Genomic DNA, 20,324 nt, shown 5'->3' with positions numbered 1-20,324 from the left:
GAGCGGGGAGGAGCGGATGCCGTGGCGGGGATGGCACGGCCGGCGCCAGCCGGTTCCCGGACCGGCGTCGTCCGGGACCGGCCGGGCTGTCAGGCCGACGTCGCGAGGGCGGCGTGGTGCACGGCGTGCGCGAACGGTTCTCCGGAGCAGTAGCGCTCGATCTCGTCGAGGGCGCCGGCGCTGATCCGGTGGAGTTCGCCGCCGAGCGAGCCGGCGATGTGGGGGGTGAGGAGGACGTTGGGCAGGGAGTAGAGCGGTGAGGTGGTGGGGAGCACCTCGGGGTCGGTGACGTCGATGACGGCGTGGATGCGGCCGCTGGTGGCTTCGGCGGTGAGGGCGTCGGTGTCGACGAGGGAGCCGCGGGCCGTGTTGATCAGGGTGGCGCCGTCGCGCATCAGCGCGAGCCTGCGCGCGTCCATCAGGTGACGGGTCTCGGGCAGCTCGGGGGCGTGCAGGGAGACGACGTCCGAGCGGCGGACCAGTTCGTCCAGTTCCGCTCGCCGGACCCCCATCGCCGCCGCCCGCAGTGTGCTGATGTACGGGTCGGCGAGGAGGATGTCGAGGTCGTACGGCCGCAGCAGTTCGATCACCTTGCGCCCGACGAGCGAGGCTCCGACCACTCCCACGGTGCGGCGGTAGTTTCCGAAGCCGGGGAAGTGCCGGGACCAGTCGAGGGGTGCGCGGTGGTCGCGGTAGAGGCCGCCGATCTCCAGGACGCGTTTGTTGGCGAAGAGGACGGCGGCGACGGTGTACTCGGCGACGGGGACGGCGTTGGCCGCGGCGGCCGAGGAGACCTGGAGGCCGCGGTCCCAGCAGGCCTGCGTGACGTGGTGCTTGACGCTGCCCGCCGCGTGCACGATCGCCTTCAGCGCCGGCGCCCGTGCGAGGACCTCCTCGTCGAGGGCGGGGCAGCCCCAGGAGGTGATCAGGATTTCCACGTCCTCCAGGGCGGGTTCCTCGGTGAGGTCCTCGGCGACGTGGTCCGGGTCGATGTCGACGTACATGCTCAGGCGCTCGACCGCTGAGGGCGGGAACAGCGCGTCCCGGTGGCGGCGGCCCATGGCGAACAGGGCGCGGGGGCGTGGGGTGGAGGTCGAGGGCATGGCTGGATTCCTCACGGTGGCGTCCTACTTGACGGCGCCGGCGGTCATGCCGGACTTCCAGAACCGCTGCAGCATCAGGAAGACGGCGATCAGCGGGGCCACGGCCACGAGCGAGCCGACGACGGCCAGCAGGTAGTCCTCGGGGTGTCCCTGGGTCAGCGCGGAGGAGTACCACACGTAGAGGCCGAGGTTGACCGGGTACAGGTCCTGGTCGGAGAGCATCACCAGGGGGAGGAAGAAGCTGTTCCAGATCTGGGTGAACTGGAAGAGGAAGATGGTGACGAAACCGGGGGCGATCATCGGGAAGGCGATGCGGCAGAAGGTCCGGAACTCGCCGGCCCCGTCCATCCGCGCCGCCTCCAGGACTTCGTCCGGTACGTAGGAGGCGCTGAAGACCCGGGCCAGGTACACGCCGAAGGGGAAGACGAGGCCGGGGATGAAGACGCCCCAGAAGGTGTTCACGAGTCCGGCCTTGGCGGCGAGGAGGTACAGCGGGATCGCCATGGCCGTACCGGGCACCATCACGCCGAGCAGGACGAGCGAGAACAGGCGCTCCTTGCCGCGGAAGGCGAGCTTGTCGAACGCGTAGCCGGCGGCGACGCTGAACGCCGCTGCGAGGAGGGCGCCCACACCGGCGTACAGCACGGTGTTGATCAGCCAGCGCAGGTAGACGCCGCCGTCGGCCTGGAACAGGTGGCCGAGGTTGTCGGCGAGGTGGATCTCCTCGCCGAGCGCGAAGCCGTTCGTGCCGAACAGGTCCTCGCGGCTCTTGGTGGAGGACAGCAGCAGCCAGGTCAGCGGCAGCAGCGTGTAGAGGGTGGCGAGGCCCAGCATCGCCGTGACCCCGGCCTTGGACAGCAGAACGGACGGTGACTTCACGGGGCCCTTGTGTCGACGAGGTGCCGGCCGGCGGCCGGACGGCGGCGTGACGGGGGTGGGGGTCGGGGCGTCGAGCGTGGAGGTCTTGGTCACGACGTGCTCCCCCGGCGCGAGAGGCAGGTGACGACGAACGACAGCACGGCGGCGAACAGGGCGATCAGCAGGGAGGCCGCCGCGGCCAGGCCGAAGTCGTTGTTCTGGAAGGCGGCCGTCTGGACGTACATGTTGGGGGTCCAGCTGCTGCCGATCGCGCTGGAGGCGTTGTAGATGACCTTCGGCTCGGTGAAGAGCTGGATCGAGCCGATGACGGTGAACAGGACGGCGAGGGCCACCGCGGGGTAGATCATCGGGACCTTGACGGACAGGGCCGTCCGTACGGCGCCGGCGCCGTCGACCTTCGCCGCGTCCAGGGTCTCGCGGGGCACGGCCTGCAGGGCGGCGTAGAAGATGACCATGTTGTAGCCCGTCCACTCCCAGACGGCGATGTTGGCCGCGGAGAAGACGGCGTTGTCGACCGAGAGGAAGTCGATGTCGAGGCCGCCGGATTCCAGGAGGTCGATCACCGGGCTCAGGCCGGGGGTGTAGAGGTACACCCAGATCAGCGCGGCGATCAGCCCGGGGACGGCGTGCGGCAGGAACAGCGCGAGCTGGAAGAAGTTCCGTGCCTTGGCCAGGCCCGAGTCGAGCAGCAGGGCCAGGACCAGCGCTCCCCCGATCATCACGGGGATGTAGATCGCGCAGTACGCGGCGATCACGAGGAATCCGTCGCGGAACGCCTCGTCGGACAGGGCGCGGGCGTAGTTGCCGAGTCCCGAGAAGACGCTTTCGGTGCCGCCGAACCCGAGGCCGGAGGTGCGGGTGGTGAAGAGGCTCAGCCAGGCCGCGTACAGCAGCGGGGCGAGGGTGACGGCCGCGAAGAGGCCGAAGAACGGTGCGAGGAGCAGTACGGCGGTCCGACGCTGTCCTCGGGCGGATGGGCTTGCCATGCCGGCCTTCCTTGGGTGGGGCGGGGAGAGCAGGGGCTGAGGGGTCCGGGCCGGCCCCGCCGCTCGGGCGGGGCCGGCCCCCGGGCGCGGCTCCGGTCCCCTACGGGGCGGTGACGGTCAGGCCTCGCTGCTTCATCTGCGTGACGGTGATCCGCTCGGCGGTGGAGAGGGCGTCGGGCAGGTTCACCGATCCGTCGGCGACCTTCGGAAGCTGGTCCACGAGGGCGGTGTTGGTGGCTCCCATGACCGGTCCCCACGTCCAGCCGGGCGGGATGGCGTCGTAGGACCGGGACATGAGGGCGTAGATGTCCTGCCCGCCGTAGTAGTCCGTCGTGAAGGCGGCCTTCGTGACGGGCACGAGGTCCGGGTCGGCGGGGAACATGCTGCTGGTGCCGGAGGCCACCCACGCCTTCATGCCCTCGGGATCGGTGGTGATCCACTTGATGAACTCGGCGGCCGCGCCGCTGTTGTCGGACCCCTTCGGGATCACGAAGGACGAACCGCCGTACATGCCCGAGGCCGGCTTTCCGTCCCAGGTGGGAACAGGGGCCACGGCCCACTTGCCCTTCTGGTCGGGGACGGTGGCCTGGTGGGCTCCGGCGCACCAGCTGGCGCAGACGTAGGCGACGGTCCGGCTCTTCTGGACGCTGGTCCAGAACGGGTCCAGCTGGCTCAGCGAGCGCACGAGGTCCTCGCGGGCGAGGTCTCCCCAGAAGGAGGCGACCTTCTTCGACGGGTCGTCGTCGACCGTGACCTTCCAGGAGTCCTTCCCGGTCGAGAACCACTGTCCGCCGGCCTGCCAGGAGAGCGCTTCGAGGACCCCGGGGTTGTCGGTGTAGAGGACGCCGCCGCGGGCGGCGGGGTCGGCCTTCTTCACCTGCTCCGTCATGTTCCGGTACGCGTCCCACGTCGTGGGAACCTCGATCTTGTGCCGGGTGAAGAAGTCCTTGCGGTACATCAGCATCAGGGGTGCCGCGTCCCGCGGGACGCCCCAGGTCCTGCCGCCGAGGTCGACCAGCTGCCGCGTCGCCTCGGGGAACCGCTCCTTCACCAGCGGGCCGAGCGTGCCGCTCAGGTCCTCGACCTTCCCCTGGGCGGCGAACTCGGGCAGGTGCGGGTACTCGACCACCGCGACGTCCGGCGCGGTGCCGGCCTTCACGGCGTTGGTGAGCTTGGAGTAGTACTCCTGGCCCGACGGGACGGTCTCGAAGGTCACCGTGATGTCCGGGTGGCTGCGGTTGAAAGCCGCAGCCACCTTGTCGGACCCCTTCACGAAGGACCAGAAGGTGACCTCTCCGGTCTTCTTCGCCTCGGGGGAAGCCCCCTGGCCCGTCTCTCCGCAGGCGGTGACGAGCAGGGCGAGAGCCGTGACGGGGCCGGCCAGGACGGCCGTGGTTCTGCGAAGCATGATGGGCACCGATCGTTCGCGGGGGCGTTGACCGGAATCATTCGACAGGAAACGCGACCCGTCAATGCTTTTGCTTCATATGAAAGGAAACGAAAGCAAGCGATGTCACTTGACGGTGCTCCACCTCGCCCTACGCAGGCCCGGCGGGCGCGGGAAGGGCACCGCTGGACTCCCGCACGTGCAGCTCCGGGCGGAGCAGCAGCTCCGCCAGGGGTGCGGCCGGGTCGGAGATCCGGCGCCTCAACAGGTCGACCGCCCACGCCCCCACGGCCCTCTTGGGCGGCGCCACGGCGGTGAGGGGCACATCGCTCAGCTCGGCGACCTCGTCGTCGTAGGTCACGATGGCCAGGTCCTCCGGAACGCGCAGGTCACGCGCCTGCAGGAAGCCGACCAGAGCAACGGCGTCAAGATCGTTGTGGACGAGGGCGGCCCGGACCTCACCCGCTTCGACCGCCCGCGCGAACTCCTCGAACCACTCGGCCGGCGCCGCTCCGTCGGCCGGTTCGATCCCGTACTCCGGGCCCGCCGGCAGCCGTAGTTCCCGACAGGCCGCCGCGTACCCCTCGCGGATCAACGGCGTGTTGGGGCTCTCCACCCGCGCGACCAGCGCGATCCGCCCGTGTCCCCGCTCGGCGAGGTGCCGCACCGCCAGTCCCGCGCCGTAGGCGTGGTCGGACGCGACCTGCTCCAGTCGCCCGGCCTGCCCGCCGGCCCTGCGGTCCAGGAGGACGACCGGTACGTCCAGGCCGGCCAGCCACTTCTCGGCCAGATCCATGGGTTCCAGCCCGGCGCGCGGCATCAACAGCAGGCCGTCGACGTCCGCCGCGATCAGCCTCCGCACCTGCTCCTGATTGTCCGCCGGCGTCTCGCCCGAGACCGCGAGCACGATGCGCACACCTTGCGCGCGTGCCGCGTCCTGCACTCCTCGGATGATCTCGGGGTAGTAGTAGCTTCCGGGCGGGACGACCAGCCCGAAGACGTTCCCCTGCCCCCTCGCGGGCCGAGGGGTGGGCCCGGCCGCATCGGCCGCCTGCGCCGCGCTCGGCGACATGGCGCCTCCGTGCACCCGCACGACCAGCCCCCGGCCCGCCAGCTCCCGGACGTCCTGGCGCACGGTGACCGCGGAGACTCCCATCTCCTCCGCCACGTCCTTCACCTTGACCGCTCCCCGGCGCTCGATCAGGCGCAGGAGGACCTCACGCCTCTCTTCAGCCAGCACGTCACGTGCCCCCTCTATCTCTCCTAGCAAGCGAAGCCATTTGCTTTCACTCGACAAACGAAAGGTATCAACCGGGCCCGGAAACTCACGGGTGGTGACGAAGGACGGATCCGTCGGCAGCTTGAACGTCTGCGAGCGGTGCGGTTGCAGACCGGACGCCCGCCGGATCCGCGACACGGTCGACTGCGACAGGCCCGGCTCCTTCGCCGTCGAGCGTGTCGACCGGTGGGTCGCGTTTTGCGGGGTGGACTCCAGCGTCCTGGAAACCAGTGCGGCCACCTGCTCGTCCGTCACCGTCCGCGGGCCGCCCGGACGCGGCATGCCGCCCGGACCGGCGATCCGGTGCTCGACGGACCTCGCCCGCCATCGGCCCTCAGACCGAAGGCCGCCGCCACGTCCGGTGATTACCCACGTGAGCGAACCCGTTCGAGACACCGTTCGCGGTCATGGCACCATGTACGGCATGACGACCAACCGAAAGGTCCATGCCGCGTAGACGGCCAGGACGCATCCGGGCCGGCATCCCGGACCGGCAGCGGTCACCACGCTCAAGGCCGGCCATCGACCGCCTCTCCCCGCGAGCGCTCTCCGAGATCGTTCGCCTTGAACGCACGCGGAACTACCTCCAGCCGGGGGACACCAGCGCCGCATTGCGCCTGTGGAAGGACTACGTCCACCGCTCCGAGCGCGAGCTCTGGCACGACGACGAGTTCGGCAACGCGCACTGGTACTGCTGCGGCGACCCGCTTGAAAGCCGTGCCCTGCTCGACGGCGTGGTCCGAGCGATGTCGCCTCGCGGAGCCCGCGAGCTCCGCAAGGTCATCGAAGAGCTCGACGACGCGATCATGATGGGCGCGCTTGCCTGAACCTTCTGCCTGCGTGTGGCACGGCCGTGTCGTTCGCGGCTGACGGACGTCGGGGATGCGTGCACCGTGTCCGCGGCTGCCAGCACCGCGTCGGTGTCTGGAGCCGCGGACACCTCCACCCCTGTCAGGGTGCCTCCAGAGGTTGTCCGTCGTCGGCCTGGGAGCGGCCGGCGTGCCGGGGGAAGAGGTAGTTCTCCAGGGCGTCCAGCCCGAACAGCATGAACACGATCAGTCCCGGCAGGAGCAGGGCGATCACGACCATGACGCCTCCAAATGGAGTGGTGATCACGGCGATGCGATGGCATGGACTGCTTGCCAGAGTGGTTCAAACGGGCGAACGGCGCTCGCCCGGCATGGGGACGCGTAGGCCGTTCGGGTGGCATTCGCGTAACGAGGCCGGGCCGCTGGAGGTCTCCTCGTGGCGGTGGGAGGATGGGGTTCCAGGCCCGGGAAGGCCGGGCGGTTTCTTGGTGGCGCTGCTGACCGTCAGTGCCGGGGTGATCAGCCGCGGTGGGCCTCGCGGGAGGCCGACCGTCCGCTCCTGCGAGAGTTCCGGCGGGCGATGCGTCCGGTCCTGAGGGTGGTCGTGGCCAGGTGATGAGCGATTCCGAGTGCTGGATGCGCCATTCGCAGTCGCGCGCATGTCGGCGGTCGGCGGGCGTGCATGACCCTGGCGTGTGAGCGTTCGACGACCCGGCGCCGGGGCGGGACGATGAATCCGGAGGCGTCCCTGGGGCGGCTGACGGTCCTGACCGTCAGGTTCAGGTAGGTCTTCGCCCAGGTCACTGGCTGTCCCGCATGGGGCGGCAGCGTCCAGCGCGCATCGGTACGCGGAGATCGTGGCCGAGCCGCGGAGGCTGGTGGAGACCGCCGGACGGGCCGGCGACGCGGCTGTGGGGCCTGCCCGTCCAGGCGGGCGCTTTCCGGGAAAATAGCCCCATGAGACGCAAAACGGGCGCGGCACGTCGCCTTCGGCGCCGGAGCGGCCGGAGCACTGACCGCCGGCCGGTGCTCGATCCGCGGGTGTTCGACGGCGCGGTCCCCGCGGCGGCGGTCTTCACCGGACCCGACAACCGGTTGCTGTACACGAACGACGCGTTCACCCGCCTGTTCGGCCCCCGGCAGAAGGGACTGCCGGCCGGCGAGGTGTTCTCCGACCCCGACGCGTACCGGTTCCTGTCCGTCCTGGAGGCGGCACGGACCACCGGCCGGGCACGGCAGACGGCCGGCGAGCGTCGGACCGACCCGGGCGCCGCCGACCAGGCCCGGCACTTCATGTACACGTGCACCCCCGTCACCACCGCCGAGGGCCCCGGCGTCCTGGCCCTGGCGATGGACACCACCACCGAGAGCGCCGAGCGCCGGCGGTACGAGGCCCTGGTGAAGGCCATCGCGCACATGGTGTGGGTGAAACACGCGGACGGCACGATCGAGGAGACCGTCCCCGGCTGGGAGCGGTTGACCGGGACGCCTCCGCCGTCCGGCCGGCTCGGCAGCGTGTATCCGCACGTCCATCCCCGCGACCGGAAAGGGCTGAGGGCCGAGTGGGAGGGCGGCGCCACGCCCGACACCGCGGGCGTCGTCCAGAGCGACTACCGGCTGCGGGCCGCCGAAGGAACGTTCCGCCACGTGAGGACCCGGGCCGTCCCCGTAGACCCGGCAGACCCGGACACCGACTGGATCGCCGCCACCGTCGACGTCGAGGACTCCTGGAACAGGCAGTTGCGCGACCAGCTGCTGGTGAAGGTCGCCGGGGCCTCGGGCGAGAGCCTGCCCGAGGCGTTCGCCGAAGTCGTCCAGGTGATCGTGCCCGAACTCACCGACTACTGCCTGATCCTGCTGCTCTCCTACGACGACTGGCCCCCGCCCGACCACGCCGAGGTCACCGCGCGCAGGGTCGCCGCCGCCGGCCGGTCCGGTCTTCCCGCCCCGCCGGCGCTGCGCGGCCAGAGCCTGCCGGTCACGGGCGAACTGCGCGACCTCCTCGTCCGGCACACCCCCCGCACCTTCCCGCTGCCACCGGAAGGCCCCGTCCCGCCCGGCCTGGTGCCGGCCGTCACCGAACGGTGGCTGACCGCCGCGAAGGCGACCAGCATGACCCTGATCCCGCTCACCGTCGACGACACCGTCCTGGGCTACGCCGTCACCGCCACCAGCGGTGACACCCCCGTCCCCGGTACCAGCGAGGTCTCCCTGCTCAGAGAGGTCCTCCACCAGCCCCAGCGGCCGATCCGCAAGGTCCTCGACCTCCAGCACGCCCGCCGCATCGCCCTCGGCCTCCAGCGCGCCCACCTCACCGATCCGCCGTCCGTGCCCGGCGCGACCCTGGCCGCCCGCTATCAGCCCGCCGGCTCCGACAGCGAGATCGGCGGCGACTGGTACGACGCCTTCACCCTGCCCGACGGCACCCTCGTCCTCGACATCGGCGACGTCGCCGGCCATGACCTGCCCGCCGCCACCGCCATGACCCAGATGCGCAGCATGCTCCGCGCCCTCGCCTACGCGAGCGGCCCCGGCGCCGCCCCTGCCGACACCCTCGCCCACCTCGACGAGACGGCCGAGGGCCTGGAGACGGCAGCGTTCGCCACCGCCGTCCACGCCACCCTCCATCGCCGCGCCGACGGAACCTGGCGGTTCACCTGGTCCAACGCGGGACATCCACCGCCCCTGGTCATCCCCGCGAACGGCGATGCCCACCACCTCGACGCGCCGGCCGACCTCCCCCTCTGCGTCCTGCCGGGCCCCGGCCGTACGACCCACACCCACACCCTTGGCCCCGGCGACACCCTCCTGCTCTACACCGACGGCCTCGTCGAGACGCCCTCCGCCTCCCTCGACACCGGACTGAACCGACTCGCCACCGAGGCCACCGTCTGCCGCCACCAGGCACTCCCCGACCTCCTGCGCACCCTCCAACGCCTCTCCGACCAGCGCGACGACACCGCCATGATCGCCCTCCGCATCGACCCGGTCCTCCCGGAACCCCCTTCGCCGGAGTGACCGGACGCGGAAGGCCCGTCCCGCTTCACCGGTGGACCTCCCGTGGACCGACCGCTCGGGGAGCCTTCCCGCCCGGATCGCCGGCTACCCGGCTGCTGACCGAACGGGCACGGCAGGGGGGCGAAGTCGCCGTCCTGCCCCGTCCAGGCACGGTGGTGGACATCGGCGCGCGGCCGGTTCAAGGCAGATCGCGGGCCCGGGTCGGTCAGGAGTGCTGTGGCGACTGTGCGCCGCCCTGAGGCTTCGGTCTCGCCGTCGAGGTGCTCGGTGGGGCAAACAGGTGGTTCGCGTGACTCACCGGCAGCGGTACCGGACCGCGAGGGTTTTTCGTATTTTATTCAATTCGTCCCTGAGGTCGGTCGCGTGACCGAAGACCGGTGAGGAACGATGTCCGTTGAGTCGTAGAGGAGCCGGGGTGGCTGTGGTGCTGGGCACCCGGCCTGAAGTGGTGAAGCTGGCCGGGGTCATCCACGGGCTCGGCGCTGACGCACAGGTGGTGCACACGGGACAGCATTACGACGACTCCCTGTCGGGCGGAATCTTCCGAGGGCTGGGACTGCCGGATCCGCAGGTGCGGATCCGGCGGGTGGGCGGGCTGCCGCGCGTCGAGCAGATGAGCTCCATGATCGGCCGGCTGGGCCAGGCGTTCGAGACGGCGCGTCCCGCGGTCGTCGTGGTGCAGGGGGACACCAACTCCGCTTCCGCCGCGGCGCAGGCCGCGCACTACCTGGGCATCCAGGTGGTGCACGTGGAGGCGGGGCTCCGCTCGTACGACCGGAGCATGCCGGAGGAGATCAACCGCAGGGTCATCGGGGTGCTCGCCGACGTGCACTGCGCGCCCACCGCGGGCGCCGTGGCACATCTGCGCGCCGAAGGCGTCGAGCCGGACCGTATCCACCTCACCGGCAACACCGTGATCGAGGCCGTTCTCGCTTCGCTGCCCGGCCCCGCCTCCAGGGCCGCCGTACTGCGGGGATACGGGCTGAGCCCCGGAGGTTTCGTCCTCGCCACCGTGCACCGGCCGGAGAACACCGACGATCCGGAGCGGCTCGGAGCGATCCTCGGCGAGCTCGCCGGGCTGGGGCTGCCCGTGTTGTTGCCGATCCACCCGCGAACCGCGGCGCGGGCATGCCAGTACGGGCTGGGGCCGTTGCTGGCCGGCCTGCGGGTGGTCGAGCCGGTCGACCACGCCACCTTCCTCGCGCTGGCCCACGGAGCACGCCTGCTGGTCTCCGACTCCGGCGGCGTGCAGGAGGAGTGCACAGTGCTCAAGAAGCCCCTCGTCGTCGTCCGCAACAACACCGAGCGCCCCGAGGCGATGACCGACGGCTTCGCGGTGCTGGCCTCGCCCGGCCCGGAAGTCGGTGTCCGTGCCCGCGCGATGCTGGCGGACCCCGGTCTGGCGGCCCGGCTCGCGGCCCGCCCCTCCCCCTTCGGCGACGGGCGGGCCAGCGACCGCATCGTCGCCCTCATCCGCGCCCTCGCCGAGCGAGCGGTGCCCCGTACGCGCCGGGACTCAGAGCACTCCGCAGTGGCGGCTCCCGGCGTCCGCCCCGCCACGCTGCCCTCGCCGGCCGCCGTACCGGCCGGCCCGACTCCCTCTGGAGGAGACCCGTGTACCGACCACCCCACGCAGCCGGTGTCGCCGGTGGAGGCGTCCTCGCCGCCACGGGAAGCAGCGGCGATGCCACTGTCTTCCTCGTCGCTCTGAGCGTCCTCGCCCTGGTCCTCGTCGTAGCCGGACTCTGGATGGTCCGCGCGGCGAAGGGCGGTGCGGCGGGCGTCTGACCGCCGCGCACACGACCGACCGATGTCCGGACGCGGGCCGACCCCGTCGGCCCGCGTCCCGCCGCGCAGGACCGCGGCCGAGACCGTGTCCGGAGCCGCCCCGCAGGGCGCGGCCTACCCAGGAGGGACCCAGGAGATGGGTGGTTCCCCGAGCGCCGTGGTGACCTCCACGACGACGCTCTTCCTCGTGCTCGCCGTGGTCTCCCTCGGCTATCTGGTGGCACTCGTCGTCCCGTTCCTCCGCGGCGGACCGCGGCCTGCGGGCGACGCCTCACGCTTCGACTGGCACATCGTCGTGCCCTGTCTGAACGAGGCCGCGGTCATCGGCGAGACCCTGACCCGGCTGCGCGGAGCCTTCCCCGACGCCCACCTGTGGATCGTGGACGACGCCTCCGACGACGAGACCGCCGCCATCGTCGCGCGGCACCGAGAGGGCGACCACCGGATCCACCTCGTCTCCCGTGAACTGCCCCGCGCCCGGACGGGCAAGGGCGACGCCCTGAACGCCGCCTACCGCGCCCTGGTCTCCACGCTCCCCGGGGACGTCCCACCCGACGGCGTCGTGATCGGCGTCTTCGACGCCGACGGCATCCCCGCGCCCGGATGCCTGGACGTCGTCGCCTCCCCTCACCTCCTCGGCGACCCGTCCGTGGACGCGGTCCAGATCGAGGTGCGGATGCGCAACCGGGACGAGCGGCGCCCCCGCCCCGGGTCGGGCCGGGTCCGCAACCTGATCGCCCGCACCCTGGTACGGATGCAGGACATCGAGTTCCGCGCCGCCGTCCCGGCCCTCCAGGCCGGCCGCTCCTTCACCGGGACCGTGTCCCTGGGGGGCAACGGCCAGTTCGTGCGACTCGGCGCGCTGCGTGCGCTGGACGACGTCCCCGAGCGCGGCGGTCCCTGGCGCAACTCGCTGCTCGACGACTACGAACTCGCCCTGCACCTGGCGCTCGCGGGCCGCACCGTGGCCTTCACCCGTGACACCTGGGTCGAGCAGGAGGGTCTGTGGAGCGCGGGCCGTCTGCTCGTCCAGCGGACCCGGTGGAGTCAGGGCACGATGCAGTGCGCCCGCCACCTGCGTACCGTGTGGCGGTCGCGGCGGCTCTCGGTCCCGGGCAGGCTGGAGATCAGCTACTCCCTCCTCCAGCCGTGGTTCCAGCTCCTCGTCAGCATGGTCTGCCCCGTGCTGCTGGCCGTCGCCATCGGTCACCTGATCGACCGGGCCGACGGGTCCCCGACCGCCGGAGGGACGACACGGTGGGGACTCGTGCTCAGCTATCTCCTGCTGGCCGTCGTCCAGTTCGGCATGTGGGGTCCGCTGTACCGGGCGAAGTGCGAGCCCGGCCAGGGTTTCTGGCGCAGTGTCGGCTGGGGCTTCGCCTACACGGCGTACGTCTGGTGCTACTCGCTCGCGACCTGGCGCGCTCTGGGCCGCCACGTGCGGGGGCGCGGGACATGGGCCAAGACCCGGCGCAACGCGGAGATCGCCCCGCCGCGCGCCCCCGCCGCGTCTCCGGACCACGCGCGGGCCCGCTGACTCCGTCCCCTCGTCGCCATGGGCGCCCGGGTTCACCCCGGCCGCTTGCGGCCGCGAGCGGTCAGACCACGCCGGAGGCCGTCGTGCCCGTGGACGTGGTGCTCTCCGTGCCCGGTCCGGGGACCTTGTCGACGCCGTGCCCCGGGTCGGGCCCGTCGCTTTCCCCGCTGCGGCCGGACCGTCCGCCGACCGGGTCGTGCCCGGCTCCCGCGCCGGCCGCCGGCACCGCGACGGCCATGGCCACGGTGAGCCCGCCGGCCAGGACGGCGAACACCAGGTGCTTGGTGTTCTCGATCGCCTCCCCGTAGACCGCCGTCAGGAACTGCGTCCAGGTCAGCGCCGCCGCGCACAGCACCGTCGCCACGAACGCACGGCGCCGGGGGTCGGCCGTGCGACGCCACCACGGCACCGCCGCGGCGCCCAGCACGGTGACCAGCGCCAGCATCAGCCCGCCGCCGATGTCGCGCACCAGCGCGCTGAACAGGGCGAGGCGCGACTCCTGCGCACCCGGGGGCAGCCCGGCCTCCGGGGGGTAGGAGCCGAGGTAGTCCGGGCGGGCGGCCCCGAAGTCGTCGAGGGCGTCGTACGCGACGCGGGCGGTCACCATCGGATGGGTGACGAGGAAGGACGCGATGTTCCCGTACGTCATCCGGTCCTCGTACGCGGCCCAGCGCGGGTCGCTCTGGGGAGGGTTCTCCGCCCACCAGCTCCTGCCCTCGTACCGCGCGAAGTCCGCCGGAAGCCCCAGGTCGACGGCGGCCCCACGGGCATCGTCGCTGCGGGGAAGGAGGCCGACGAAGACCGTCTCCGTGGGGTTGATCCTCCGGAACTGCCCGGGCTGCGCCGCGATCTCGCCCACGGCCGCGCCGACGATCACCACCGCGGCCAGCGCCGGTGCGGCCCGGCCCCGCCATCCGGTCCGCCACCGGCCCAGCGGGACACGGGCGAACGCGAGGAGGACCACGAAGGGCACCGCCATGGTCGCCGTCTGGGTCTTGGACGCCACCGCGACGACGGCTCCCGCCGTACAGGCGAGGAGCCCGACCAGGCGCGCGGCCGGCGTTCCGCCGAGGTGAACCGCCCCCGCGAGGGCCCAGACCATCCCCGTCAGGCCCGCGAGCTCACCGTACGGCGACGCCGCGTACCCGGCGAACGTACTGTCCGCGACGACCAGGAACAGCAGCGCGCACACCACGGTCCTCCGCAGGACGCTTCCGCGCAGGGCGGCCGCGAAGAGCGCGAAGGCACCCGCGATCAGGACGCAGAACAGCACCGCGAGCGCCCTCAGGTCGATGACCCCGGGAAGGCCGAGCAGACCGCTCAGGACCTCCGCGGCGCGGAGCAGCCAGTTGCCGCTGCTGGGGTAGACCTGAGCGGGGTCGCAGCCGTCCTGGGGCGCGCGGACGTACGTGAAGTGAGCGAACTCGAGCCATTGCTCCACGCCGGGCGGAACCAGCGTCACGGCGTCGAGGGAGCACATCCTGCGGAACCCGTCGCCGTTGTCGGCCATGCCGACCGGGGACGGCACGAACAGCCGCACCGCCATCAGCCCGCCCGCGGCGGCACCGGCGCAGAGGGCGAACCGATGGCGGAACCCGAGCCGATCACGCGCTTTCGTCATGCGGACACTTCAACGGCCACCCAGGCCGGCCCGCAAGGACGACACCCCGAACCGGGAAAGTCATACAGGGCCAGCCCACGGCCCCGGTGCGCCGGCGGCCCCCGCCGTCCTCCCACGGGCAGCGTGCTGTGTGCTCGGCAGGTGGGCAGGTGGCGGGATCCACCGACACGGTCCCACCGGTGTCCGGTGGAACATGACCTCGTAGGCTGCGGCGCATGCACAGCACGCTGACCGAACACGCCCGGTGTCTTTACGGGGATGAGTACCGCCCGACGCCGCCGTGCGGGCAGGACCACCGCGAGCACCACTTCGTCGAAGAGCTGACGTTCGCCGGTGCGGACGCGATCCTGTCGATGCTGCGGGAGCTCTGCCCGCACCTGGTCGACGGCCGGCTTCCGGTGTGGACGCGCAACCTCGCCTATCGCCTCGTGCTGCTGCAGAGGCCCGACGAGCCGGCTCTTCTGCGGGAGGCCGCGCAGAACCTGTGGCTGCACGGTCCGGACTGGGACGGCATCGCGGCGGAGCTGACGCAGCGAGCCGAAGAGCTGGAAGCCCGCTGACGGAGCCGGCCCGTCAGGACCCGGTCCCAGGTATCGTCCGCGGACCAGCGGCGATGCCGTCGTTCGGACGGTCACAAGATCCGCCGGACAGGCCCGAGTCGGCCCTGGGGCCTCGCGGGCGGCCCAGTGACGGGCCCGGCTGTCCCCAGCCGCACCTCGCCGGAGTCTGTGGGGCTCTGGGGAGTGGCCACCGTCAGAGCTGGTCCGCAGGGCATGCGTCATCATGGCTCTTGCTGATTTCAGTCGGGGGGCAGATCTGTTGAGCAGTCATGACGGCGGCATACGCATCGGATCGGGAGTCTGGCGCGTCGTTTCCGGGACGATGGTCATTGCGCGCCCGCCGGCCGTCCTGAGTCTCCTCAGTCTCCTCGTCGCTTTGTTCCTCACCGCTCCGCCGGCTTCTGCGACGACGACCGCCCGTCCTGCCGCTCCGGCGGACGTGTGCTGGTCCGCACAGTTGAGCACGGCTCGTGTGAGCAGCTGGATACTGCTGGAGCACGGGGACCGCACCTACACCAAGATACGAACCGAGTTCCGTGTCGTGGTGCCCGGAGACTGGCCCTTGGTACGGGACCTGCTGCTGAGCGAGGAGAGCCCCGCGTACATCAGGGCGATGTCCTGCCTCACCCGTGCTCATCCGGGCCAGTATCGGCGCTGGTCCGAATGGCGTGAGGGTCCGCCTGTGATCACGTCCGAGAAGGACGGCGGCGTAACGGTCGCCGACCGGACGCATGCCTGGGTCAACACGCACGAGGGGCCCATCGACACGGGGGTCTGGCGCGTGAGCGCGGGCAGGGGCGAGTGGACGATCAGACTGCTCCCGCCGCCGGCTCTGATCGGAGCCCGTTGGGACGAGATCAAGGTGGATCCCGGTGGTCCCGGCGCCAGGACCGCGATCCCGCGACCCGGTAAAGGCGAGGGCGCCACGGCACTGGTGTGGCATCCGGCCACGCCCGGCGGGGAGAAGGCCGACGAGTCGCGGTCGGGCCCCGGACAACGCCCCTCCCGCACGCATGCCGCCGGCAAGGAGACCTCCACGACGGCCTCGGTTCCTGCCGTGACCGTTCGCCTCCAGCCCTCCTGGCAGCGTTCCTGGGCCGCTCAGAGCAACCGGTGGACCGCTGTTCTCCTGGACCGTACGGGTTCGGTGATCGCCGCTGTTCTGACCGGTTCTCTTCTCCTCCGTGGAGTGGTCCTCTACCGCAGGCGGTCCGCTCCGCTCTCCGTGGTTCGAGACCGCACGTTGCGGAACCTCACCCGATGGGCCGTGGTACTCGTGCTCCTGGCGCTTCTGACGGACGGCCGCGCCGTGCTCCAGCGGTACGAGGAAACGCGGGACCTCCTGCTCTGGCCGCCCGAACTGGTCCTCCGCGACCACGGCTTCGCCTTGGCCGTCGTCGCCGTCCTGTTCTCCTTGGGTCTGCCGCCGCGTCGCTTCTGGGTGCTGATCGCCGCCCTGTCCGCACCGCCCCTGTTGGTGGCGGCGGTGCCGGACGCATTCGACCTGGGGCACGGAGGGCTCGCCGAGGCATCAGCGGTCGCACTGGCGGCCGAGACGACTGCCTCTGCCTCGCTCTTCGCCCTGTCCACACTCGCGTTCACGGCAGCGGCTTGGCGGCTGGCCACCGACGGGGAACTGCTGCCCAAGAGCCGCCGCCGTCCGGGGAGCGACCGACTCCTGAGGCTCCGTGTGGCAGGTCCCGCCGTGCTTGCCTGGACGGTGCTCGTCACGGCCTTCTTCGCCCTCACCGAGGAACGCGCATGGCAGCGGGCCACCTGGCTCAGCGACCGCACCGTTCCCGACTACGGCCGCGACCACATGAACGACTTCGTGTGGGAGGCCATGGCCTCCGTGCCCCAAGCCCAGGACGTGCTGTCGTGGTACGTGTGGATGCTGACGGGAGTCGCGGTACTCGCGGTCCTGCGCGCCTGGCGTTCATCGACTGCCGTGTCCCCGCTCGAAGAACCGGCCGACAGGATCCTGTTCCTGACCTTCTTCGCTGCCGTGGTCCCGCTCATCGGGGGGTACGTCGTCGGGAACAGCGCGGCCACCGCTCTGTGGATCCTCCTCGGCATGCTGGCCCTGTACGGGCTGGTAGCCCCCTTCGCCGGCCGATCCGTGCTCGCTCAGCCCCTCGAACTCTCAGGCCGTCCCCTGACGTCGGCGGCAGCGGCCCCCGGAGGCCGGACGGCACTCCTGGAGAAAGCACGCTTCTACCGCGAGATCCATGCCGAGCTGCGCCGCCTGGACCAGGGCCTGTTCGGCGACGTACCCCCGAAACGCAGCGACCTCGAACAACGCCTCGATGACCTGCACGACTGGCCCGCGCATCCGCCCTCGTCGGGTGCCCCGGACCGCCTCCCCGCCAGGATTTCCGTAGTGGACGCGGCCCTGGCCCTCGGCCCCAGGGACACGTGGTGGGCCAATGGCAGCCGATGCGCCCGTCTCTCCCTGATCCCTGCCCTCCCTGCCTCCGTCCTCATGGTCTGGGTCTGGGGCATCCGCGGTGACGGCTGGACGTCGGTCCTCAGCAACCATTTCGGTGTCCCCGGCCTGGTGCTGGATTTCCTCGGCTGGACGGCGACCTGGACGGGAGCGGCCTTCGTGCTCGGCGCCCTCTGGCGGCTGCTCCCCGGTCGGCGCGGAGCGGCGAAGGCCCTGCCGGTGACAGCCGCCTTCGCGCTACCGGCCGCGGCGGACAGCCTCGTTCTCCACTTCACCGACGAGAGCACTGCCGGTCTCGCCCTGGCGGTTTCGGCGATGCTCCTGGTCCTGACAGTCACTGGAATCGCCGTCGACTTCGACACCTTCCGCACAGAGCAGCGTTACTGGCAGAGTCGGCTGGGGCTCCTCTTGTCGATCTACCAGATGCGTTACTACTCGCTGCAGTTCGCGTATCTGATCGCCCAGATCGTCGCCATGATCAGCATCTGGCAGTTCCTCTCCGAGCCCGACGCCGCCCCTCAACCACCTGAACCGAAAGGGTAGAACGTGATGGTCGCTCAGCGCTGAAGCTCCAGCGCAGGGCGGGTGCCGCCCGGGGCCGGTGGGCGGTGACGTAGGCGGCGAGGGCTTCGCGGGCCGGTTCGGCGAGGGTGTGGAGGGAACCGAGTGCCTCGGCCGCGGCCGCGGCGGTGTAGGAGTCGTCGGGGAGCAGGCAGTCGGCGATGAGCCGTACCAGGCCGGTGTGATCGGCCGCAGGGAGGTGATCAGACGGCGTGCCATGTCGATGGCGTCGTAGCGGGTTCCCGGGTCCGGGCTGCGCAGCTGCTCGGTGAGCAGAGCCGTTCGGTCCTCGGCGCGCATGTCCAGGGCGGTGTGGAAGGCCAGCAGCAAGGGGGTGGTGGCGGCGTGGACGCGTCCGCGCCGTTCGAGGTCGGCGAAGGCGGCCGCGACGTGCCCGGGGACGTCCGGGTCGGGTTCGGGCTCGGCCTCGCACGCACAGGGACGGGACGGCTCTTGGCCCCCGCGCTCCTGGTCCTGCTCGGGCCGGGGCGTGGGGGTGACCTGGCGGAGCAGTTCGATCGCGGCCGGCACCGTCCGGTCGTCGGTGGAGTCGGGAGCGCAGCGGGCCCGGTGGACGAGCGCCGCCAGGCGGGTGTCCGGATCGGTGGTGTCGCCGTCGGCCAGCGTGTCCAGCCACGCCCGTACCGGCGTGGCGGCCGCGGGCAGGCGCAGCGCCAGGTCGGCCGTCGTCCGCACCACCAGCAGACGCTCGGCAGCCCCGCCTGCTTCCGCGAGGCGGTCCTGCAGGAGCGCCACCGCCCGCCCGTCCGGCGTCGTCCAGGAAGAGCCCGAGACCCTCGATCGACGCCCTGCGCACCCGCGGGTCGGGGTCATGGGCGTAGGTGACGAAGGCGTCGGCATGCTCGCGCATCAGGCGTGCGGTGTCCGGGTGGACGGTGCACTCTTCAGCGTCCTCGCCGCGGACGGCGGCGTATGCCTCCTCGGCGCCAACCGCTTCCCGCCCGATGCCGAGCAGCAGCGCGACGACTTCCCCGCGGTCAGGGGTCGCAGGGTCGTCCGCCATCGCGAACAGGAACGGCACACTGGCCACCGTGCTCGAGTACACGCTCCCCTGGTGGAGCGCGGCGCTGGAGAAACGGTCGAACGCCTCTTTCCGTACGGCGGGGTCGGGCGACACCATGCCGCGCAGCCACCCCGGCACGTCGTCGGCCGCCCCGTAGGCGTGCTCCAGAGACGCCCAGTCGGTCCTGTCCAAGTCGTTGATCATGACCGGCACTCTGCACGGTCGCACTGACACCCGGGACAGGACCGGCCCCGACGCCGCCCTGCGGCAGGGGCAGCCTCGCGTGGCGCACGTGCCTCAGCCGGTACGGGATCAGGTCAGGTCGGTGGCTGGTGACAGGGGTGTCCAGACTCATCGGGTCAGATCCGGGCGGGCGGGGGCCCTCCGCCTGGAACTATGGCGTGGCACGGGGGCCTGCGCAGCCTGAGGCCAGCTCGGCCCCGTCCGAACAGCGGAGCAAAGGGTCCAGGCGTCGAAGACCAGGCTAGACCTCGATGTAGGCGACGACGACCACGGTCTTCAGGGCGGTGACGAAGTACAGGACGCGTACCTGTTCGACCTCGTCGGTGTACTGCAGGAGCTGGGGGCCGGGGGCGTTGCCGGGGATCGGTTCGCCGATCGCGGGGTCGACGGAGATGACGACCAGGGCGCGGTCCAGGGCGTGGAGCTCGGCCTCGTCGGTGAGCGCTTCGAGCTGCTTGGCGGCGGCTTCGGAGAATGCGATCCGGGCACGCCGGCGCGCGTGGGGTGACATCAGGCGACGGCCGGGCGCTGGGCGGCGAGGCGGGCGAGGTGCTTCTCGCGCAGTTCCTCCCACGGCGTGCACTCGTCGGCGCTGGGCAGTCCGTTGGTGGCGAGGTCCTCGAGAACCGCGGCGAACTGGTCGGCGCTTTCGCGGGTCCGGGCCGCGTACGCGCGTACGGCGTCGGCGGCTGCCGGATCCAGGTGCTGCCGGACGGTGTCGGCGGGGGCCGGCTGCTCGTTCATCGATGCCTCCGTGGAGGAGCGGGGTGGACGTCGCTCACTACGGTATCGCCGGGCCCAAGGCGCCGGAGCCGGTCTGGCCGAACCTGCCTCTTCCTCAAAGCCGCGCCGGCGGTGAGGGCCGGAGAGCCTCCTGGGAACGGGAAGGGCAGCCGGCGCCGAGTGGCAGCGTTCTCCAGGGGGCCGCGTGTCAGCGTTCGCCAGGGTGCCGAGTGTCGGCGTTCTCCAGGGTCCAGGAGATCGCCACCCGTCGGCCCGTCCGACGATTGCCCGCGCATGTGTGGTGCCGCGTTGCCGGGTCGTCAGAGAGCGGCGTCCGCCGTCTTCCACGGGGCGACGATC

The 20,324-nt window shown here is 71.6% G+C and carries 16 protein-coding genes and 2 pseudogenes; 7 read left to right on the top strand and 11 right to left on the bottom strand.

From position 1 onward, the window contains the following. Positions 1-89 precede the first annotated feature (89 nt). The 6 genes and pseudogenes from AB0E83_RS08540 to AB0E83_RS08515 all read right to left on the bottom strand — a co-directional run. Positions 90-1,103 carry a hydroxyacid dehydrogenase gene (locus AB0E83_RS08540; protein ID WP_362107876.1) on the bottom strand — a complete coding sequence of 338 codons (1,014 nt, stop codon included), beginning with the start codon at positions 1,101-1,103 and terminating at the stop codon, positions 90-92. A gap of 24 nt (positions 1,104-1,127) precedes the next feature. Continuing rightward, positions 1,128-1,982, bottom strand: coding sequence for a carbohydrate ABC transporter permease (locus tag AB0E83_RS08535; protein ID WP_362107950.1), 855 nt, complete (start codon positions 1,980-1,982; stop codon positions 1,128-1,130). 89 nt (positions 1,983-2,071) lie between these two features. Beyond that, positions 2,072-2,968 carry a sugar ABC transporter permease gene (locus tag AB0E83_RS08530; RefSeq protein WP_362107873.1) on the bottom strand — a complete coding sequence of 299 codons (897 nt, stop codon included), beginning with the start codon at positions 2,966-2,968 and terminating at the stop codon, positions 2,072-2,074. Positions 2,969-3,068: 100 nt separating this feature from the next. Further along, a complete protein-coding gene (locus tag AB0E83_RS08525; protein ID WP_362107870.1) occupies positions 3,069-4,376 on the bottom strand; it encodes an extracellular solute-binding protein in 1,308 nt (435 codons plus the stop codon). A gap of 130 nt (positions 4,377-4,506) precedes the next feature. After that, a complete protein-coding gene (locus AB0E83_RS08520; RefSeq protein ID WP_362107947.1) occupies positions 4,507-5,595 on the bottom strand; it encodes a LacI family DNA-binding transcriptional regulator in 1,089 nt (362 codons plus the stop codon). Between the two features lie 96 nt (positions 5,596-5,691). Next, positions 5,692-5,913: pseudogene (locus tag AB0E83_RS08515) on the bottom strand (IS630 family transposase); the annotation flags it as partial. 332 nt (positions 5,914-6,245) lie between these two features. Between AB0E83_RS08515 and AB0E83_RS08510 the strand changes: the two are divergent. Next, a complete protein-coding gene (locus AB0E83_RS08510; RefSeq protein ID WP_362107867.1) occupies positions 6,246-6,461 on the top strand; it encodes a hypothetical protein in 216 nt (71 codons plus the stop codon). A 124-nt stretch (positions 6,462-6,585) separates the two neighbouring features. Here the strand turns inward: AB0E83_RS08510 and AB0E83_RS08505 are convergent, their stop codons facing one another. Together AB0E83_RS08505 and AB0E83_RS08500 are read right to left on the bottom strand one after the other, a co-directional pair. After that, complete coding sequence (locus tag AB0E83_RS08505; protein WP_362107864.1) at positions 6,586-6,723, bottom strand: hypothetical protein; 138 nt, start codon at positions 6,721-6,723, stop codon at positions 6,586-6,588. A gap of 328 nt (positions 6,724-7,051) precedes the next feature. Beyond that, positions 7,052-7,262 (bottom strand): annotated as a pseudogene (locus AB0E83_RS08500) (IS5/IS1182 family transposase); the annotation flags it as partial. A 222-nt stretch (positions 7,263-7,484) separates the two neighbouring features. On the opposite strand from AB0E83_RS08500, the gene AB0E83_RS08495 reads away from it, so the two are divergent. The 3 genes from AB0E83_RS08495 to AB0E83_RS08485 all read left to right on the top strand — a co-directional run bounded on the left by AB0E83_RS08495 (position 7,485) and on the right by AB0E83_RS08485 (position 12,786). Further along, positions 7,485-9,461 carry a SpoIIE family protein phosphatase gene (locus tag AB0E83_RS08495; RefSeq protein WP_362107861.1) on the top strand — a complete coding sequence of 659 codons (1,977 nt, stop codon included), beginning with the start codon at positions 7,485-7,487 and terminating at the stop codon, positions 9,459-9,461. Positions 9,462-9,876: 415 nt separating this feature from the next. Next, the gene (gene wecB, locus AB0E83_RS08490; RefSeq protein WP_362107858.1) at positions 9,877-11,172 is read left to right on the top strand and encodes a UDP-N-acetylglucosamine 2-epimerase (non-hydrolyzing); all 1,296 of its coding nucleotides are present in this window, start codon (positions 9,877-9,879) and stop codon (positions 11,170-11,172) included. A 213-nt stretch (positions 11,173-11,385) separates the two neighbouring features. Next, on the top strand, positions 11,386-12,786 hold the full coding sequence (locus tag AB0E83_RS08485; protein WP_362107855.1) for a glycosyltransferase: 1,401 nt from the start codon (positions 11,386-11,388) through the stop codon (positions 12,784-12,786). 61 nt (positions 12,787-12,847) lie between these two features. Here AB0E83_RS08485 and AB0E83_RS08480 read toward each other — a convergent pair whose 3' ends face one another. Further along, positions 12,848-14,407 (bottom strand): hypothetical protein, encoded by a 1,560-nt coding sequence (locus AB0E83_RS08480; protein ID WP_362107852.1) that lies wholly within the window; start codon positions 14,405-14,407, stop codon positions 12,848-12,850. A gap of 215 nt (positions 14,408-14,622) precedes the next feature. Between AB0E83_RS08480 and AB0E83_RS08475 the strand changes: the two genes are divergently transcribed. The 3 genes from AB0E83_RS08475 to AB0E83_RS08465 all read left to right on the top strand — a co-directional run bounded on the left by AB0E83_RS08475 (position 14,623) and on the right by AB0E83_RS08465 (position 19,155). Further along, positions 14,623-14,967: a hypothetical protein gene (locus AB0E83_RS08475; RefSeq protein ID WP_362107849.1), complete on the top strand. Its 345-nt coding sequence runs from the start codon at positions 14,623-14,625 to the stop codon at positions 14,965-14,967. A gap of 223 nt (positions 14,968-15,190) precedes the next feature. Next, entirely contained in the window at positions 15,191-17,956 is a 2,766-nt protein-coding gene (locus AB0E83_RS08470; RefSeq protein ID WP_362107846.1) for a DUF6185 family protein, read from the top strand. Between the two features lie 1,070 nt (positions 17,957-19,026). Next, positions 19,027-19,155, top strand: a complete 129-nt coding sequence (locus tag AB0E83_RS08465; protein WP_362107843.1) for a hypothetical protein — start codon at positions 19,027-19,029, stop codon at positions 19,153-19,155. A 327-nt stretch (positions 19,156-19,482) separates the two neighbouring features. Here AB0E83_RS08465 and AB0E83_RS08460 read toward each other — a convergent pair whose 3' ends face one another. Both AB0E83_RS08460 and AB0E83_RS08455 read right to left on the bottom strand, forming a co-directional pair. Continuing rightward, positions 19,483-19,752: a hypothetical protein gene (locus AB0E83_RS08460; RefSeq protein ID WP_362107840.1), complete on the bottom strand. Its 270-nt coding sequence runs from the start codon at positions 19,750-19,752 to the stop codon at positions 19,483-19,485. Then, a complete protein-coding gene (locus AB0E83_RS08455) occupies positions 19,752-19,985 on the bottom strand; it encodes a hypothetical protein (RefSeq protein ID WP_362107837.1) in 234 nt (77 codons plus the stop codon). The genes AB0E83_RS08460 and AB0E83_RS08455 overlap by 1 nt, the downstream gene beginning before the upstream one ends. Positions 19,986-20,324: the final 339 nt, after the last annotated feature.

The organism is Streptomyces sp. NPDC035033 (genome assembly GCF_040636735.1).
GTDB lineage: Bacteria > Actinomycetota > Actinomycetes > Streptomycetales > Streptomycetaceae > Streptomyces.
The sequence above is the reverse complement of the archived record's forward strand: the minus strand, read 5'-3'. Positions and strand labels throughout refer to the sequence as shown.

Excerpts from the sequence above, each read along its gene's own strand:
- AB0E83_RS08470 (WP_362107846.1), top strand. The coding sequence starts at position 15,191 with ATGGCTCTTGCTGATTTCAGTCGGGGGGCAGATCTGTTGAGCAGTCAT.
- AB0E83_RS08485 (WP_362107855.1), top strand. The coding sequence starts at position 11,386 with ATGGGTGGTTCCCCGAGCGCCGTGGTGACCTCCACGACGACGCTCTTC.
- AB0E83_RS08480 (WP_362107852.1), bottom strand. The coding sequence starts at position 14,407 with ATGACGAAAGCGCGTGATCGGCTCGGGTTCCGCCATCGGTTCGCCCTC.
- AB0E83_RS08460 (WP_362107840.1), bottom strand. The coding sequence starts at position 19,752 with ATGTCACCCCACGCGCGCCGGCGTGCCCGGATCGCATTCTCCGAAGCC.
- AB0E83_RS08530 (WP_362107873.1), bottom strand. The coding sequence starts at position 2,968 with ATGGCAAGCCCATCCGCCCGAGGACAGCGTCGGACCGCCGTACTGCTC.
- AB0E83_RS08475 (WP_362107849.1), top strand. The coding sequence starts at position 14,623 with ATGCACAGCACGCTGACCGAACACGCCCGGTGTCTTTACGGGGATGAG.
- AB0E83_RS08505 (WP_362107864.1), bottom strand. The coding sequence starts at position 6,723 with ATGGTCGTGATCGCCCTGCTCCTGCCGGGACTGATCGTGTTCATGCTG.
- AB0E83_RS08540 (WP_362107876.1), bottom strand. The coding sequence starts at position 1,103 with ATGCCCTCGACCTCCACCCCACGCCCCCGCGCCCTGTTCGCCATGGGC.
- AB0E83_RS08455 (WP_362107837.1), bottom strand. The coding sequence starts at position 19,985 with ATGAACGAGCAGCCGGCCCCCGCCGACACCGTCCGGCAGCACCTGGAT.
- AB0E83_RS08525 (WP_362107870.1), bottom strand. The coding sequence starts at position 4,376 with ATGCTTCGCAGAACCACGGCCGTCCTGGCCGGCCCCGTCACGGCTCTC.